Genomic DNA, 15,405 nt, shown 5'->3' on the forward strand with positions numbered 1-15,405 from the left:
ACCGTGCGCCGGAGGCGCGCGATCAGAACCGGGGCATGCCGCCGAACTGCCGGTCACCGGCGTCACCGAGGCCCGGGACGATGAACATCCGGTCGTTCAGGCCCTCGTCGATCGAGGCGGTGACCAGGCGCAGCGGCAGGCCGGAGCGCTCCAGCCGCTCGATGCCGACCGGCGCGGCGAGCACGCAGAGCACGGTGATGTCGGTGCAGCCCCGGTCGGCGAGCAGCCGGCAGCAGTGCTCCAGCGAGCCACCGGTGGCGAGCATCGGGTCGAGCACCAGCACCGGCAGGCCGGACAGGTCGCGGGGCAGCGACTCCATGTACGCGCGCGGCTCGTACGTCTCCTCGTCGCGGGCCAGGCCCACGAAGCCCATCGACGACTCCGGCAGCAGGCCGAGCGCGGCGTCGGCCATGCCGAGACCGGCCCGCAGCACCGGCACCAGCAGCGGCGGGTTGGCCAGCCGGGTGCCCTGGGTGCCGGTGACCGGCGTCTGCACCGGGTACGTCTCGATCGGGAACGAGCGGGCGGCCTCGTACACCAGCATGGTGGTGAGTTCGTGCAGCGCCGCCCGGAACGAGGAGGAATCGGTGCGCGCGTCCCGCATGGCGGTCAGCCGCGACTGGGCCAGCGGGTGGTCAATGACGTGTACGTCCACGGTCGCTCAACCTACCCGCCCGTCGCCGCTCCCACCGCCGGTGTGCGCGGACCAGCGATGTCGCTCACCGGCCGCGGCGTGACCAAGATCACTAGGCGAATGGATGCGTAGACTTCGGGACATGACGGCGACAGCGACGTCGGCCCGGTCGGACCTCTCCGAGCTGGGACGATCCGAGACCGCTCTGCGGACCTTCCTGCACGGCCTACCCGGCGTGGACCAGGTCGGCGCGGAGCAGCGGGCGGCACAGCTCGGCACCCGCTCCATCAAGACCACCGCCAAGGCCCAGGCGATCGACCTGGCCATCCGGATGGTCGACCTGACCACCCTGGAGGGCGCGGACACCCCCGGCAAGGTGCGGGCGCTGGCCGCGAAGGCGCTGCGTCCCGACCCGTCCGACCCGAGCTGCCCGCACGTCGGCGCGGTCTGCGTCTACCCGGCGATGGTCCCGTACGTGGCCGAGGTGCTGCGCGGTTCCAAGGTCCACCTGGCCAGCGTGGCGACCGCCTTCCCCTCCGGGCAGGCGCCGTTGGACATCAAGCTCGCCGACACCCGGGCGGCCGTCGCGGCCGGGGCGGACGAGATCGACATGGTGATCAACCGGGGCGCGTTCCTGGCCGGGCGCTACGCCGAGGTCTACGAGGAGATCGTGGCCACCAAGGAGGCGTGCGGGGACGCCCACCTCAAGGTGATCCTGGAGACCGGCGAGCTGGCCACGTACGACAACGTGCGCCGCGCCTCCTGGCTGGCGATGCTGGCCGGCGGCGACTTCATCAAGACCTCCACCGGCAAGGTCCCGGTCGCGGCCACCCTCCCGGTGACCCTGGTGATGCTGGAGGCGGTCCGCGACTTCCGCGCCGCCACCGGCCGGCAGGTCGGCGTGAAGCCGGCCGGCGGGATCAAGAACACCAAGGACGCGATCAAGTATCTGGTGATGGTCAACGAGACCGTCGGCGCGGACTGGCTGGATCCGGACTGGTTCCGGTTCGGCGCGTCCAGCCTGCTCAACGACCTGCTCATGCAGCGCACCAAGCTGACGACCGGCACCTACTCCGGTCCCGACTACTTCACCCTGGACTGAGAGTGATGTTCGAATACGCACCCGCCCCCGAGTCCCGCTCGGTGGTGGACCTCAAGCCCTCGTACGGGCTGTTCATCGACGGGACGTTCGTCGACCCGACCGACGGCGGCAGCTTCAAGTCGGTCAACCCGGCCTCCGAGGAGGTGCTGGCCGAGATCGCCGAGGGCGGCGGCCAGGACGTCGACCGCGCGGTCCGCGCGGCCCGTCGGGCGTACGACGAGGTCTGGGGCCCGATGCCCGGCCGGGACCGGGCGAAGTACCTGTTCCGGATCGCCCGGATCGTCCAGGAGCGCTCCCGCGAGCTGGCCGTGCTGGAGTCGCTGGACAACGGCAAGCCGATCCGGGAGTCCCGCGACGTCGACCTGCCGCTGGTCGCCGCGCACTTCTTCTACTACGCGGGCTGGGCCGACAAGCTGGAGCACGCCGGCTTCGGACCCGACCCCCGGCCGGTCGGCGTGGCCGCGCAGGTGATCCCGTGGAACTTCCCGCTGCTCATGCTGGCCTGGAAGATCGCCCCGGCACTGGCGGCCGGCAACACGGTCGTGCTCAAGCCGGCCGAGACGACGCCGCTGACCGCGCTGCTGTTCGCCGAGATCTGCCAGCAGGCCGACCTGCCGCCCGGCGTGGTCAACATCGTCACCGGCGCCGGCGACACCGGTCGCGCGCTGGTGGAGCACCCGGGCGTGGACAAGGTCGCCTTCACCGGGTCCACCGACGTCGGCCGGGCCATCGCCCGGTCGGTCGCCGGCACCCGCAAGAAGGTCACCCTGGAGCTGGGCGGCAAGGCCGCCAACATCGTCTTCGACGACGCCCCGATCGACCAGGCCGTCGAGGGCATCGTCAACGGCATCTTCTTCAACCAGGGGCACGTGTGCTGCGCCGGCTCCCGGCTGCTGGTCCAGGAGAACGTCGCCGACCGGGTGCTGGAGTCGCTCAAGCGCCGGATGGCCCAGCTGCGGGTCGGCGACCCGCTGGACAAGAACACCGACATCGGCGCGATCAACTCGGCCGCCCAGCTCGCCCGGATCCGGGAGCTGTCCGACGCCGGGGCCGCCGAGGGCGCGGAGCGCTGGTCGCCGCCGTGTGAACTGCCCGACCGGGGCTTCTGGTTCGCGCCGACCATCTTCACCGGGGTCACCCAGGCGCACCGGATCGCCCGCGAGGAGATCTTCGGCCCGGTGCTGTCCGTGCTGACCTTCCGCACCCCGGCCGAGGCGGTGGAGAAGGCCAACAACACGCCGTACGGGTTGTCCGCCGGCATCTGGACCGACAAGGGCTCCCGGATCCTGTGGACGGCCGACCGGCTCCGTGCCGGTGTGGTCTGGGCCAACACGTTCAACAAGTTCGACCCCACGTCGCCGTTCGGCGGTTACAAGGAGTCGGGCTACGGTCGCGAGGGCGGCCGGCACGGGCTGGAGGGCTACCTCAATGTCTGAGCGGGTCGCGGTACGCAAGACGTACAAGCTCTTCATCGGCGGGAAGTTCCCGCGCAGCGAGTCGGGACGGTCGTATCTCGTGCAGGACACGAATGTCTCCCTGGCCTCCCGCAAGGACGCGCGGGACGCCGTCGTCGCCGCCCGCGCCGCCGTGAAGGGGTGGGCCGGGGCGACCGCGTACAACCGGGGTCAGATCCTCTACCGGGTGGCCGAGATGCTGGAGGGCCGCCGCGAGCAGTTCGTGGCGCTCGGTGTGCCCACCGGCGAGGTGGACGCGGCGATCGACCGCTGGGTCTGGTACGCGGGCTGGGCCGACAAGCTCGCCCAGGTGTACGGCGGCGCCAACCCGGTCGCCGGCCCCTACTTCAACCTCTCCGCACCCGAACCGACCGGCGTGGTGGCCGTGGTGGCCCCGGAGTCCCCGTCGCTGCTCGGCCTGGTCAGTGTGATCGCCCCGGCGATCGTCACCGGCAACACGGTGGTGGTGGCGGCCTCGCCGTCGGCGCCGCTGGCCGCGGTGACCCTGGCCGAGGTGCTGGCCACCTCGGACCTGCCCGGCGGGGTGGTCAACATCCTGACCGGCCGGATCGGCGAGACCGCGCCGACGCTGGCGAGCCACATGGACGTCAACGCGATCGACCTGACCGGGGTGACCGACGCCGAGCTGGCGGCCGACCTGGAGGTCAAGGCGGCGGAGAACCTCAAGCGGGTGCTCCGCCCCGCCCCGGCCGACCACGACTGGACCGCCGATCCCGGCATCACCCGGATGACCACCCTCCTGGAGACGAAGACCGTCTGGCACCCGAAGGGCGTCTAGCCCCGGGAGGAATCTCTACTACGGGGGGTAGGATTGCTGGCGTGACTCGGTTGGGCGATCTTGAGCGTGCGGTGATGGACGTGCTGTGGGACACCGTCCCCGGCACGTCGGACGGTGTCACCGTGCGCGAGGTCGCGGACGCCCTGGACGGGCGCGAGTTGGCTTACACCACCGTGATGACGGTGCTGGACCGGCTCGCCGGCAAGGGCATGGTCCAGCGCGAACGCGAGGGCCGCGCCTGGCGCTACCGGGCGGCGGCCAGCCGGGAGGCGTACATCGCCCAGCTCATGCTCGACGCCCTCGACCTGGGCGGCAGCCGGGACGCGGCGCTGGTCCGTTTCGCCCGGTCGGTGACCGGCACCGAGGCGGACGTGCTCCGCGCGGCGCTCGGCGCCGAGGCCGGGTTGAGCGGGCCCGCCGACGGCACCGGCGGACTGTCCGACCGGGTCGGCGACCCGCACGCCGGCCGGGGCCGGCGCACCGACGAGGCAGTGGACCGGTAGGGCGGCGGTCATGGCCTTCGCGGTGCACTTCGGCGTCACGATGCTGGCCTGCTGGCTGGTCGCCCGGGTGCTGTCCCGGTCCACCTGGACGTGGCGGGCCCCCCGGGTCGCGATCGTCTGCTGGCAGGCGGTCGGGCTGGCCCTGGGGTTGTCCGCGATGGGGCTGCCGATGGCGCTGGGCCTCACCGCGTACGACCGGTCGACCGGCGGCGCCCTGCTGGCCCTGGGCGACGATCTCGCCCACGGCACGTTGCCGGTCGGGCTGGGCGCCGCGCACCTCGGGCTGGTCGGCGTCGGCTTCGGCATCGGCGCGGTGCTGCTGACCACCACGGTACGCAGCATCAACGCCGCGGTACGCGCCCAACGCCGGCACCGGGACCTGCTCTCCCTGGTGGCCCGGAAGGACCCCACCATCCCCGGCGCGCTGGTGCTCGACCACCCGAGCGCGGCGGCGTACTGCCTGCCGGGCGTGCGGCCGCGGGTGGTGGTCAGCGCGGGGACGCTCGACCTGCTGGACCGTGCCGAACTGGACGCGGTGCTCACCCACGAGCGGGCGCACGCGCAGGAGCGTCACGACCTCGTGCTGCTGCCGTTCACCGCGCTCTGCCGGGCCCTGCCGTGGTTCGGCTGGGTGCGCGACGCGCACGAGCGGGTGGCCCTGCTGGTGGAGATGCGGGCCGACGACAAGGCGCGTGCGGTGCACGCCGAGGCTCCACTGGCCGGGGCGCTGCGTCGGTTCGCCGCCGCCGGCAACCGGATCACCCCGGCCGGCGCGCTCGGCATGGGCGACCGTGACCTGGACGTCCGGGTGCGGCGGCTGCTGGTGGCCGACCGCCCGCCCCGGGTCGTCGGGGCCGTCGCGCTGGCCGTCGCGGGCACCCTGGTCGCCCTGCCGGTCTCCCTCTTCCTGAGCTGACCCCCGCGCGGCCGCCCGCCGGACACGGCGTCGGCCACCGGAGCGGGCCGACGGGCTCAGTGCTGACCCAGCCAGTCGACGACCGCGGTGAGGACGCGGGTGTCCACGGGCCGGACGACGTCGCGGCGGTAGCTGCGCAGGGTCGCCGGGCCGGGCTGGCTGCGCAGGATGTGGCTGAGGTCGTCGATCAGGACGGTTCGCGCACGGTCACCCAGCATCGTGCCGATGACGTCGAGGTCCTGCGGTGGCGCCTGCAGGTCCTTGCCGCCGGCCAGGGCGAGGACGGGTACGCCGAGGCGGGCGAGGTCGGGCATCGGGTCGTACGCCATGAACTCACGGAACCAGCGGGCGTTGACCCGTACCCCGCCGAGACGGACGACGTCACCGGTGCTCGCGCGTAGCCGCTCATGGTTGCGTGCCACCCGCGCGCGGAGGTCGACGCGCAGCAGGCGCAGCACCGCGCCTACCGGTGCCGGCAGGTCGTGGGCCACCTGGTCGGCCTGCCAGCGCAGCACCTCGGCGCCGGACCGGGCGGTGGGCGAGAGCAGGACCGCGCCGGCGACCGGCGGGGTGTCGCCGGCCAACAGGGCGATGGTCACGACGGCGCCTTCGCTGTGGCCCAGGACGAACAGCCGGTCCGGGTCGACGCCGGGTCGGGCGCGCAGGGTGTCGAGGGCGGCGCGGGCGTCGGCGACGTTGTCGTGCAGGCCGGTGGCGAGGAAGGTGCCGCTGCTGGCACCGGCACCTCGTTTGTCGTAGCGCAGGCTCGCCAGGCCCGCGTCGTGCAAAGCGACGGCGAGTTGGCGGGAGATGTCCAGCCGCAGCCGCCGGTGGTTGCCATCGCGGTCCAGGGGCCCGCTGCCGGCGAGGATCAACACGCCGGGGACGGACCGGTCAACGTGCGGGCGGGTGATGGTGCCGGCGAGCGTGGCGCCGGCGGATCGGAAGGTGATGTCGGTCTCGGGCATGTCCTACTCCGGGTTGAGGGCGGCGGCGACGGCGTGGGCGTCCGGGGTGGAGACCAGGACGATGTCGTAGCGCTGCCGGTCGAGGGTCAGCCGGAGCGTGGGTACGCCGCGCCGGACCGCGACGTACTGCCGGGCACCCCGGCCACGCCAGGTGCCCACCTTCGTCCAGCCCGGGATCGCCAGGCCGGGTGCGCGCAGTCCGCGCGTGGCCGCCAGGCCGTCGGTGAGGACCTCGGCGGTGCGGACGGCCGAGCGTGGCAGGTCGAGGTCGCCGTGCAGCGCGAAGATCTTCTCGACGGGGCGGAGCCGGATCCGGACCCGGTCGGCGGTGACGTGGACCGTGCTCATGACGGCACTCCTTTCTCCCTTTGTTCTCATTTATGATAACGATATCACCAATGATAACGTCGAAGCCGGGGGTGTGAATGACCACCAGTGCGGAACTACTGCTGCATCCGGTGCGCCTGCGAGTCGTGCAGGCGCTGCTCGGCGGACGGGAGCTGACCACCACCGACCTGCGCGCGGTGCTGACCGACGTGCCACCGGCGACGCTCTATCGCCAGGTGAACACGCTCGTCGTGGCCGGCGTCCTGGAGGTGACCGCCGAGCGCAGGGTGCGCGGCGCGGTCGAGCGCACGTTCCGGCTGCGCGCGGAGCGGGCGTCGGTGCCCGAGGAGGAACTGGCGGCGATGTCCGTGGCGGAGCACCGCGTCGCGTTCACCACCTTCGTCGCCGGCCTGCTGGCCGACTTCGACCGCTACCTCGCCGAGGGCGACCCCGACCTGGCCCGGGACCTCGCCGGCTACCGCATGGCCGGCCTCTACGCCACCGATGCCGAGTTGCGGCAGGTGATCACGACGATCCAGGAGGCGGTACGCCCCTACGCGCAGGCGGGGCCGGGCCCGGGACGCACCCGGCGCCTGCTGGCGACGATCCTGCTGCCGGAGCCGACGAGCGGGCCGAGGATCGCCGGCGAGACGGACGAGCGGCCCGCGTGAGGCCAGCGCCTCGGGGCGGATAAGTAGAACAGCTACGTGTAGGCTTCCTACGTCAAAGCGTCGACGTGTGGAGCCGCCATGGACACCCTGCTTCTCGCGCGCCTGCAGTTCGCCACCACGACCTCGCTGCACTTCCTGTTCGTGGTCGTCACCCTCGGCCTGGTGACGCTGCTGGTCGGCATGCAGACCGCCGGTTTCCTCACCGGCAACCCGAAGTGGGAGCGGCTGACCCGGTTCTGGGGCCAGCTCTACGTGATCAACTACGTGCTCGGGATCGCCACCGGCCTGGTGATGGAGTTCCAGTTCGGCCTGAACTGGAGTGGCCTTTCGCGCTACGTCGGCAACGTCTTCGGGGCGCCCCTGGCGATCGAGACCCTTGTCGCCTTCTTCCTGGAGTCGACCTTCCTCGGCATGTGGATCTTCGGCTGGCACCGGCTCCGCCCGGTCGTGCACCTGGCCCTGCTGTGGGGGGTGGCGATCACCGCGTACGCCTCGGCGTTCTGGATCATGGTGGCCAACGCCTGGTTGCAGAACCCGGTGGGCTACCAGGTGCGCGACGGCATCGCCCACCTGACCGACTTCTCCGCGCTGCTGACCAACCCCACCTTCGGCATGGCCTTCGGGCACGTGGTCGCGGCGTCCCTGCTGACCGGCGGGATGCTGATGGCCGCGGTCAGCGCGTGGCACCTGCTCCGTCGTACGCCGGACCACGCCCTCTTCCGCACCTCGCTGCGGATCGGTGTGGTCACCGCGGCGGTGTCGATCAGCCTGGTGCAGGGCTTCGGCTTCGCCCAGTTCGGCCCGGTCGCCACCGCCCAGCCCACCAAGTTCGGCGGCACGCCGGCCGCCGACGCGCTGGTCGCCGAGTGGACGACCACGTTCGGCCCGGGCGACTACGAACCGCCGGCGCTGTCCAGCGTCGGTCTCGGCTTCATGATCCTCATCGGCTTCGGGCTCGGCCTGCTGTGGTTGCTGGTCCCCCTGCTCTGGCGGGACTGGATCATCCGACTGCGGTTCCCGCTCTGGTTGCTCCTGCTGGCCCTGCCGCTGCCCTTCGTGGCGGTGATCCTCGGCTGGATCGCCCGCGAGGTCGGCCGGCAGCCCTGGGTGGCGTACGGGCTGCTGCCCACCGACCGGGCGGTCAGCGGGGTCGATCCGGGCGTGATGCTCGCCTCGCTGATCGGCTTCACCCTGCTGCTCGGCACCCTCGCGGTCACCAACTGGGTGCTGCTGGCGAAGCACGCCGCCCGGGGTGCCGCCGATCCCCCGCTCGGCCGCCGGCCCGATCACCGGCCGGCCGACGACGCCCGCCCCGAAACCGTCCTCGCCGGATAGGAGCCGATCGTGGAACTCGCCTGGTACGCCCTGCTCGGGGCCTTCTTCGCCGGGTACCTCGTGCTCGGCGGCTACGACTACGGCATCGGGCTGCTGCTGGCCCGCCGGACCGCACCGGCCGACCGGCGGGCCACCCTGAACGCGGCCGGCCCGTTCTTCCTCGGCAACGAGGTCTGGCTGGTGGCGGCGGTCGGCATCCTGTTCGGCGCCTTCCCCACCCTGGAGGGGGAACTGCTCTCCGGCCTCTACCCGGCGGTCGTCGGCGCGCTGACCGGGGTGATCCTGGTGACCGTCGGGGTGCAACTGCGCAGCCGCCCGGCCGGGGCGGGCGCCCGGTCGGCCTGGGACCGGGTGGTCGCCGTGGGCGGCCTGCTGGCCGCCCTCGGGTGGGGCGCGGTGCTCGCCGGGCTGCTCCAGGGCGTACCGCTGCACGCCGACGGTCACGTGACCGGGGTGACCCACCTCTTCACCCCGTTCGCGGCGGGCGTCGGGCTGGCCCTGGTCGCGCTGGTCGCCGCGCACGGTGCGACATTCCTCACCCTCCGGCTGCCGGCCGCCACCGCCGTGCCCGCCGGACGACTGGCCCGCCGGCTGATCCCGGTGGCGCTCGCCGCGGTCGGCGCGGCCACCGTCCTGGGCCTGCTCTCCGAGGGCGTACGCGCCGCGGCGCAGCGCCCGGCGGTCGGCGTACTCCTGCTGGCGCTGCTGGTCGCGGCGCTGGTGGGGGCCCGGGTGGCCCTCGCCCGGCGGCGGCCGGGACTCGCCTTCGCCGCCACCTCGGCGGCCCTGGCGCTGCCGGTGGCGCTGGTCGGGGCGATCCTCTGGCCGTACGCGCTGGTGTCCACCGTCGATCCCGCCGCCTCGCTCACCGTGGCCGACGCGGCGGCCAGCGCGCCCACCCTGCGCCTGCTGGGCTGGCTGACGGTGCCGCTCGTACCGGCCCTACTAGGCTTCCAGGCGATGTGTTGGTGGGTTTTCCGGGGACGGACCGACGGCAGGGCACCGGTGTACTGGTGAACCGCCGTCCCTTCGACCCGCGTCTGCTGCACCGGGTCCCCGCGGCCCGGCGCGACTTCGCCGTGCTCGCGCTGCTCGGCGTGCTCGCCGCCGGGCTGGTCGTGGTTCAGGCCACCGCGCTGGCGGCGTTGCTCGCCACCGCGTTCGACGGCCGGCTGAACCGACCGGCGCTCGCCGGTTTCGTGGTGGCGGTGGCGGCCCGGTCGCTGCTGGTGTGGGCGCAGGGGACGGTCTCGGCGCGGGTCGCGGCGACGGTCAAGGCGACGCTGCGGGTGGAGCTGCTCGACGCGGTCGGCCGGCACGGTCCGGGTTGGGTCGCCGGTCAGCGGGCCGGCCAGCTCGCCACCCTCGCCGGGCGGGGTCTGGACGCGCTGGACGCCTACTTCACCGGCTACCTGCCGCAGCTCGTGCTCAGCCTCACCGTGCCGGTGGCGGTGTTGGTCCGGGTCTTCGTCGCCGACTGGAGTTCGGCTCTGATCATCGCGGCCACGCTGCCGCTCATCCCGATCTTCGGCGCGCTGCTCGGCTGGCAGGCACAGGCCGCCACCGACCGGCAGTGGCGGCGGCTGTCCCTGCTCGGCGGACACTTCCTCGACATGATCGCCGGCCTGCCCACGCTGCGCGCGTTCGGCCGCGCCCGGGCGCAGACCGAGGTGGTCCGCCGGATGGCCGACGGGCACCGGGTGGCCACCATGAAGACCCTGCGGATCGCGTTCCTGTCCGCGCTGGTGCTGGAACTGGTCGCCACGCTCTCGGTGGCGCTGGTCGCGGTCCCGGTGGGCATCAGGCTGCTCGGCGGTGGGTTGACCCTCTCCACCGCGCTGCTGGTGCTCCTGCTCACCCCGGAGGCATACCTGCCGTTGCGGGCCGCCGGCAGCCGCTTCCACGCCAGCATGGAGGGCCTGACCGCGCTCAACGACGCCTTCGAGGTGATCGAGGGGGCGCCGGCCCACGTCGACCGGGGCAGCCGGCCGGTGCCGGACGGGCGGGGCGAGATCCGGTTCGAGTCGGTCACCGTCGCGTACGAGCGGACCACCGCCCTGCGCGACGTCACACTGACCGTGCGGCCCGGCGAGCGGATCGCGGTGGTCGGGCCGAGCGGTGCCGGCAAGAGCACCCTGCTCGCGCTCCTGCTCGGCTTCGTGGCCCCGACCGCCGGCCGGGTGACCGTGGCCGGGGTCGACCTCGCCACCGCCGACCTGGACGCCTGGCGCCGGCAGGTCGCCTGGGTGCCGCAGCGGGCCCACCTCTTCGCCGCCTCGGTGGCCGACAACATCCGCCTCGGCTCCCCCGACGCGCCCGACACCGCGCTGGCCGACGCGGTCCGGGACGCCGCGCTGGACGAGGTGCTCACCGCCCTGCCCGACGGGGCGGGCACCGTGCTCGGCGAACGTGGCCACGGCCTGTCCAGCGGTCAACGGCAGCGCGTCGCGCTGGCCCGCGCGTTCCTGCGCGACGCCCCGGTGGTGCTGCTCGACGAACCGACCGCCCGGCTGGACAGCGCGTCCGAGGCGGTCGTGCTGGAGGCCACCCGCCGGCTCGTCGCCGGGCGTACCGCGCTGCTCGTCGCGCACCGACCCGCGCTGCTCGCCGACGCCGACCGCGTCCTGCGGGTCGAGGACGGCCGGGTCACCGAGCTGACCCCGAGCGCCGCCGGGGAGGCGGCCCGATGACCGCCCGGACTCCCGGCCCGGAACGCACCGTGCTGCGGCTGGCCCGGCCCTACCTGAACCGGCTGGTCGGCGCCGGTCTGCTCGCCGCCGCGACCGAGTTCGCCGCGCTCGCCCTGATGGCCACCGCCACGTGGCTGCTGATGAGCGCCGCCGGCCGGCCCCCGCTGGACCGGCTCACCGTCGCGATCGTGGCGGTCCGGGCGCTGGCGGTGGGGCGGGGCGTGCTGCGCTACACCGAGCGGCTGGCCGGGCACGACGCGGTGCTGCGCCTGGTCACCGACGTCCGGGCCCGGGTCTTCGGCACGCTCGCCACGCGGCGGGCCGACCTCGGCCAGCGGTCGGGCGACGCGCTGAGCCGGCTCGTCTCCGACGTGGAGGCGGTCCAGGACCTGCTCCTGCGGGTGCTCGTACCGGCCTCCGGGGCCGCGCTGGTCAGTCTCGTCGCGATCGGCGGCGCCGCCCTGATCTCGCCGGCCGCCGCCGGGGCGCTCGCCGTCGGCCTGCTGGTCGCGGGCGTGGCGCTGCCCGTGCTCGCGACCGCGCTGACCCGGCGGGCCGCCGCCGGGCTGGCGCCGCTGCGGGGCGCGCTCGCCACCGACGCGGTCGACCTCACCCACGGCGCCGCCGACCTGGCCGCGTTCGGCGCCACCTCGGACGCCCTGCGGGCCGCCGGGGACCGGGCCGGGCGTCTCGCCCGGCTGGAGCGGCGGCTGGCCGCCACCGGTTTCGCGGTGGACGCGGCCGGGGTGCTGGTGGCCGGCCTGACCGCCGGCGCGGTCGTGGTCACCGCACTGTCGGCCGGGGTGGACGGGGTACTGGTCGGCGTCCTGGCGGTCGGCACCCTGGCCGCCGTGGAGATCGCCCTGGCCCTGGTCGGGGCGGCCCGGCAGTGGACCGGGCTGCGCGCCGGCCTCACCCGGGTCGCGGCCCTGCTCACCGACGCGCCGGTCCCGGACGCCGGGCCCGGGCCGGTCGCCGGGGTGCCGCTGGACGTCCCGCACCACATCCGGTTCGACGGGGTCACCGTCCGGTACCGGGCGGGTGCCGCGCCGGCCCTGGACGGGTTCGACCTCGACCTGCCGCCGGGCCGCCGGGTCGCCGTGGTCGGCCCGAGCGGCGCCGGCAAGAGCACGCTGGCGGCGGTGCTGACCGGAGCGGTGCGACCGGAGCGCGGACGGGTGGAGCTGGACGGACGTGACCTGTCGGCGTACCCGGCCGAGGAGCTGCCCCGGGCGGTCGGCGGCCTGCTCGCCGAGGCGTACGTCTTCCACGCCACCGTCCGGGAGAACCTGCTGCTCGGGCGCTCCGGGGCGAGCGAGGACGAGCTGACCGACGCGGCGTCCGCCGCCGGTCTGCTGGACTGGGTACGCGAGCAGCCCGACGGCTGGCAGACCGTGGTCGGCGAGGAGGGCGGGCAACTCTCCGGCGGGCAGCGGCAGCGGCTGGCGCTGGCCCGTGCGCTGCTCGCCGCGCCGCCGGTGCTGGTGCTCGACGAGCCCACCGAGGGTCTCGACCCAGCCGCCGCCGACGCGGTCCTGCGCACCGCCCTCGCCGCCACCCCGGCCGACCACTCCGTCCTGTTGATCAGCCACCGGCTGCACGGTCTCGACGGGCTGGACGAGATCGTGGTGCTGGACGCCGGCCGGGTGGTGCAACGGGGACGGCACGCCGAGCTGGTGTCCGCCCCCGGCTGGTACCGCGACCAGTGGCAGCTCCAGGAGGCCGCCGAGCGCGGCTACCTCGCCCTTGGTGGGTAAGGAAGGGCACCTTTTTAACGCCTGGTGTAGAGGAAGGGCCCCTTCCTAACACCGGTGCCCGCCTCCGGGTCGGGCCAGGGTTGTCCCGGACGTCGATGGGGGCTCTGCCGTGGCAGGGTGGTGCCATGCGGGGCGGCGACGACGTGATGGTGGAGGAGCGCCTGCGGGCGTTGGCGGAGCGGCTGCACGGGCCACGGCGGCTGAAGGCGGACCTGCTGACCGAGGCCCGGGACGGGCTGCGGGACGCCGTCGAGGCGTACCAGGAGAGCGGCCTACCGGCGGTGGAGGCCCGCCGCCGGGCGGTGGCCGAGTTCGGGACGCCCGGTGAGCTGGCCCCCGCGTACCAGGTGGAGCTGGCGGCCGGCGCGCTGCGCGGGCTGTCCCTACGGGTGCTGGCGGTGGCGGTGACGCTGGTGGTGGCCGGCGATCTCACCTGGCGCGGGTCGAGCTGGAGCGAGGGTCCCCGCCCGCCGGAGGGTTACCTGCTGCTCTCCGCGTCGATCAACTGGATCTGGCTGACCGCCGCCGTGCTCGCCGCCGCCGGGGTGCTGCTGGCCGGCCGGCGGACGACGCCTCGCGCCCAGGCGCTCGATCAGCTCCTCGGGATCGGCCTGACCGGCACCCTCGCCGTCGGCCTGATCGCCGGGGCCGGGCTTCTCGGCTGGTCGCTGGGCATGTGGGAGGCCGCGCTGACCTGGCCGCCGATGCTGATCGGCACGGTGGTGATCGGTGCCGGCCAGCTGTGGCTGGGCCGATCGGTGACGTCGTGGGTCCGCGCGGCCAGGTCGCTGCGGACGGACGTCGTCCACGCCGCCGGCTGACCGGGGATGTCAGGCGGGCGCGGTGGAAGCCGGACCGGTGTCCAGGAAACGGCCGACCGTGGTGCGGAACTCCCGCCACCCGGACCGCTCACCGGCCAGCGCCCGCCGGCCGTCGTCGGTGAGCTGGTAGGTCCGCCGCTCCCGGCCGTTGACCGTGCTCCACGTGCTGGCCACGTGCCCGGCTCGTTCCAGTCGGCGCAGGGCCGGATAGACGGTGCCGGTGGGCAGGTCCAGCTGGCCGGCACTGCCGGTGCGCAGCGCCTCGATGACGGCATAGCCGTGCAGGGGGCCCTGCTCCAGCACGGCGAGCAGCAGCGCGTCGAGGTGTCCGTGCAGCGACTGGGCCTTCATGCGTAGAAAGCCTACTTGTCAGCCGGAAGGTCCGCCACCGGGGTGCGGGGTCCGCATCCCCGGGATCGCCCATTAGGGTATGTGCCCGTAGTCACTTGTCGGTCGCGCGTACCGGCGGGTGGGCAACCCGAAGCACACGGAGGTCAGCGTGGCCCGTCAGTCGTCCCCACGGCCCGACGCCGACGAGCCCGAGCTCGACGACACCACCGGCCCGGCCGATTCCGACACCGGGACCGCGTCGGCCGAGGCGGCTCGCGCGCTCTGGGACGAGCTGCGCATCGACCCGGTGGAGATCGCCCTGCCCGCCGGCACCGGCTACACCCTGCGGGCATACCGGCCGGCGCGGGAGTTGACCCCCACCGACGTCACCGAGCGCGATCAGGACGACCCGTTCCTGGCCCGCCGCCAGGTCGTCGACGCCGACGACGAGGACGAGGGCGACGAGGCCGTCGTCATCCTCGACGAGGACGTGGCGCAGGAGTTCGCCGAGAGCGACGAGGAGGAGGCCCGGTCCCGGCGCGGCGACACCGCCGCCACCGAGGACGAGGACTCCGACGCCGCCGAGGACTCCGACGCGGGCGACGAGGAGGTGCCGGTCTTCCTGACCCACCGGGGCCGGCTGCTGCTCTTCAAGACTCCTGAGTCTCTGGTCAGTTTCGTCCGATCCGGCGCGCCCAACGACCTGTCGCAACTGGACAGCTGGAATGAATTGTCCGAACGGGTGGAACCGGCCGACATCGCGCCGCTGGACGAGGACGTCTACGAACTCGACCTGGTCGTGGAGAACCTGCGCGGCGGGCACGACAGCTGGGACTCGACGTTGCTCATCGAGGCCGGCGAGGTCGCCCGCGACCTGGCGTACGCGTTGCGCCTGCCCGCGGTGCTGGACATGCTCTCCGCCGGCTCCAGCCTCGACGACCTGGACGAAGCCCTGCGCGCCACGGTGAACGGCGGCGTCGGCGGCTTCCTGGGACGACGGCGGCTCCGGAAAATCGGGGCACAAACCGCGAGTCTGGGTTGGCGCACCATTGTCGGCAAGATCTCTGCCGTCGTGGACTGGCGCGACTGACCCGCACC

General features: G+C 73.9%; 15 protein-coding genes and 1 pseudogene. 12 read left to right on the top strand and 4 right to left on the bottom strand.

Features of this window, described 5'->3' with window-relative positions:
• Positions 1–22: 22 nt before the first annotated feature.
• Entirely contained in the window at positions 23–655 is a 633-nt protein-coding gene (gene upp, locus D7223_RS20790) for a uracil phosphoribosyltransferase (RefSeq protein WP_120730077.1), read from the bottom strand.
• A gap of 121 nt (positions 656–776) precedes the next feature.
• Between upp and deoC the strand changes: the two genes are divergently transcribed.
• Genes deoC through D7223_RS20815 form a run of 5 tightly spaced genes read left to right on the top strand, consistent with a single transcriptional unit; the run spans position 777 to position 5,408 of the window.
• Positions 777–1,736: a deoxyribose-phosphate aldolase gene (gene deoC / locus D7223_RS20795; protein ID WP_120730078.1), complete on the top strand. Its 960-nt coding sequence runs from the start codon at positions 777–779 to the stop codon at positions 1,734–1,736.
• A gap of 5 nt (positions 1,737–1,741) precedes the next feature.
• Positions 1,742–3,172 carry an aldehyde dehydrogenase family protein gene (locus D7223_RS20800; protein WP_120730200.1) on the top strand — a complete coding sequence of 477 codons (1,431 nt, stop codon included), beginning with the start codon at positions 1,742–1,744 and terminating at the stop codon, positions 3,170–3,172.
• Positions 3,165–3,989 (top strand): aldehyde dehydrogenase family protein, encoded by an 825-nt coding sequence (locus D7223_RS20805; RefSeq protein WP_120730079.1) that lies wholly within the window; start codon positions 3,165–3,167, stop codon positions 3,987–3,989. Before D7223_RS20800 ends, D7223_RS20805 begins: the two co-directional genes overlap by 8 nt.
• A gap of 41 nt (positions 3,990–4,030) precedes the next feature.
• A complete protein-coding gene (locus D7223_RS20810; RefSeq protein ID WP_238162136.1) occupies positions 4,031–4,492 on the top strand; it encodes a BlaI/MecI/CopY family transcriptional regulator in 462 nt (153 codons plus the stop codon).
• Positions 4,493–4,502: 10 nt separating this feature from the next.
• Entirely contained in the window at positions 4,503–5,408 is a 906-nt protein-coding gene (locus D7223_RS20815) for a M56 family metallopeptidase (RefSeq protein ID WP_120730080.1), read from the top strand.
• A gap of 56 nt (positions 5,409–5,464) precedes the next feature.
• Here the strand turns inward: D7223_RS20815 and D7223_RS20820 are convergent, their stop codons facing one another.
• Both D7223_RS20820 and D7223_RS20825 read right to left on the bottom strand, forming a co-directional pair.
• Complete coding sequence (locus tag D7223_RS20820) at positions 5,465–6,376, bottom strand: alpha/beta hydrolase family protein (protein WP_120730081.1); 912 nt, start codon at positions 6,374–6,376, stop codon at positions 5,465–5,467.
• A gap of 3 nt (positions 6,377–6,379) precedes the next feature.
• Complete coding sequence (locus D7223_RS20825) at positions 6,380–6,724, bottom strand: hypothetical protein (RefSeq protein WP_120730082.1); 345 nt, start codon at positions 6,722–6,724, stop codon at positions 6,380–6,382.
• A gap of 77 nt (positions 6,725–6,801) precedes the next feature.
• Between D7223_RS20825 and D7223_RS20830 the strand changes: the two genes are divergently transcribed.
• The 6 genes and pseudogenes from D7223_RS20830 (at position 6,802) to D7223_RS20855 (ending at position 13,977) form a co-directional block, all read left to right on the top strand.
• On the top strand, positions 6,802–7,374 hold the full coding sequence (locus D7223_RS20830) for a helix-turn-helix domain-containing protein (RefSeq protein WP_120730083.1): 573 nt from the start codon (positions 6,802–6,804) through the stop codon (positions 7,372–7,374).
• A 78-nt stretch (positions 7,375–7,452) separates the two neighbouring features.
• Entirely contained in the window at positions 7,453–8,709 is a 1,257-nt protein-coding gene (locus D7223_RS20835; RefSeq protein ID WP_120730084.1) for a cytochrome ubiquinol oxidase subunit I, read from the top strand.
• A gap of 9 nt (positions 8,710–8,718) precedes the next feature.
• Complete coding sequence (locus tag D7223_RS20840) at positions 8,719–9,726, top strand: cytochrome d ubiquinol oxidase subunit II (protein WP_120730085.1); 1,008 nt, start codon at positions 8,719–8,721, stop codon at positions 9,724–9,726.
• The gene (gene cydD / locus D7223_RS20845; RefSeq protein WP_120730086.1) at positions 9,723–11,399 is read left to right on the top strand and encodes a thiol reductant ABC exporter subunit CydD; all 1,677 of its coding nucleotides are present in this window, start codon (positions 9,723–9,725) and stop codon (positions 11,397–11,399) included. The genes D7223_RS20840 and cydD overlap by 4 nt, the downstream gene beginning before the upstream one ends.
• A pseudogene (gene cydC, locus D7223_RS20850) lies at positions 11,345–13,156 on the top strand (thiol reductant ABC exporter subunit CydC); the annotation flags it as partial. The gene cydD and the pseudogene cydC, both read left to right, overlap by 55 nt.
• Positions 13,157–13,281: 125 nt before the next feature.
• Positions 13,282–13,977 (top strand): permease prefix domain 1-containing protein, encoded by a 696-nt coding sequence (locus D7223_RS20855; RefSeq protein WP_120730088.1) that lies wholly within the window; start codon positions 13,282–13,284, stop codon positions 13,975–13,977.
• Positions 13,978–13,986: 9 nt separating this feature from the next.
• On the opposite strand, the gene D7223_RS20860 is transcribed toward D7223_RS20855, so the two are convergent.
• Complete coding sequence (locus D7223_RS20860) at positions 13,987–14,328, bottom strand: PadR family transcriptional regulator (RefSeq protein WP_120730089.1); 342 nt, start codon at positions 14,326–14,328, stop codon at positions 13,987–13,989.
• Between the two features lie 118 nt (positions 14,329–14,446).
• On the opposite strand from D7223_RS20860, the gene D7223_RS20865 reads away from it, so the two are divergent.
• Positions 14,447–15,397 carry a DNA primase gene (locus tag D7223_RS20865; RefSeq protein ID WP_120730090.1) on the top strand — a complete coding sequence of 317 codons (951 nt, stop codon included), beginning with the start codon at positions 14,447–14,449 and terminating at the stop codon, positions 15,395–15,397.
• Positions 15,398–15,405 lie beyond the last annotated feature (8 nt).

The sequence above is a fragment of the Micromonospora endolithica genome (assembly GCF_003626595.1).
Taxonomy (GTDB): domain Bacteria; phylum Actinomycetota; class Actinomycetes; order Mycobacteriales; family Micromonosporaceae; genus Micromonospora; species Micromonospora endolithica.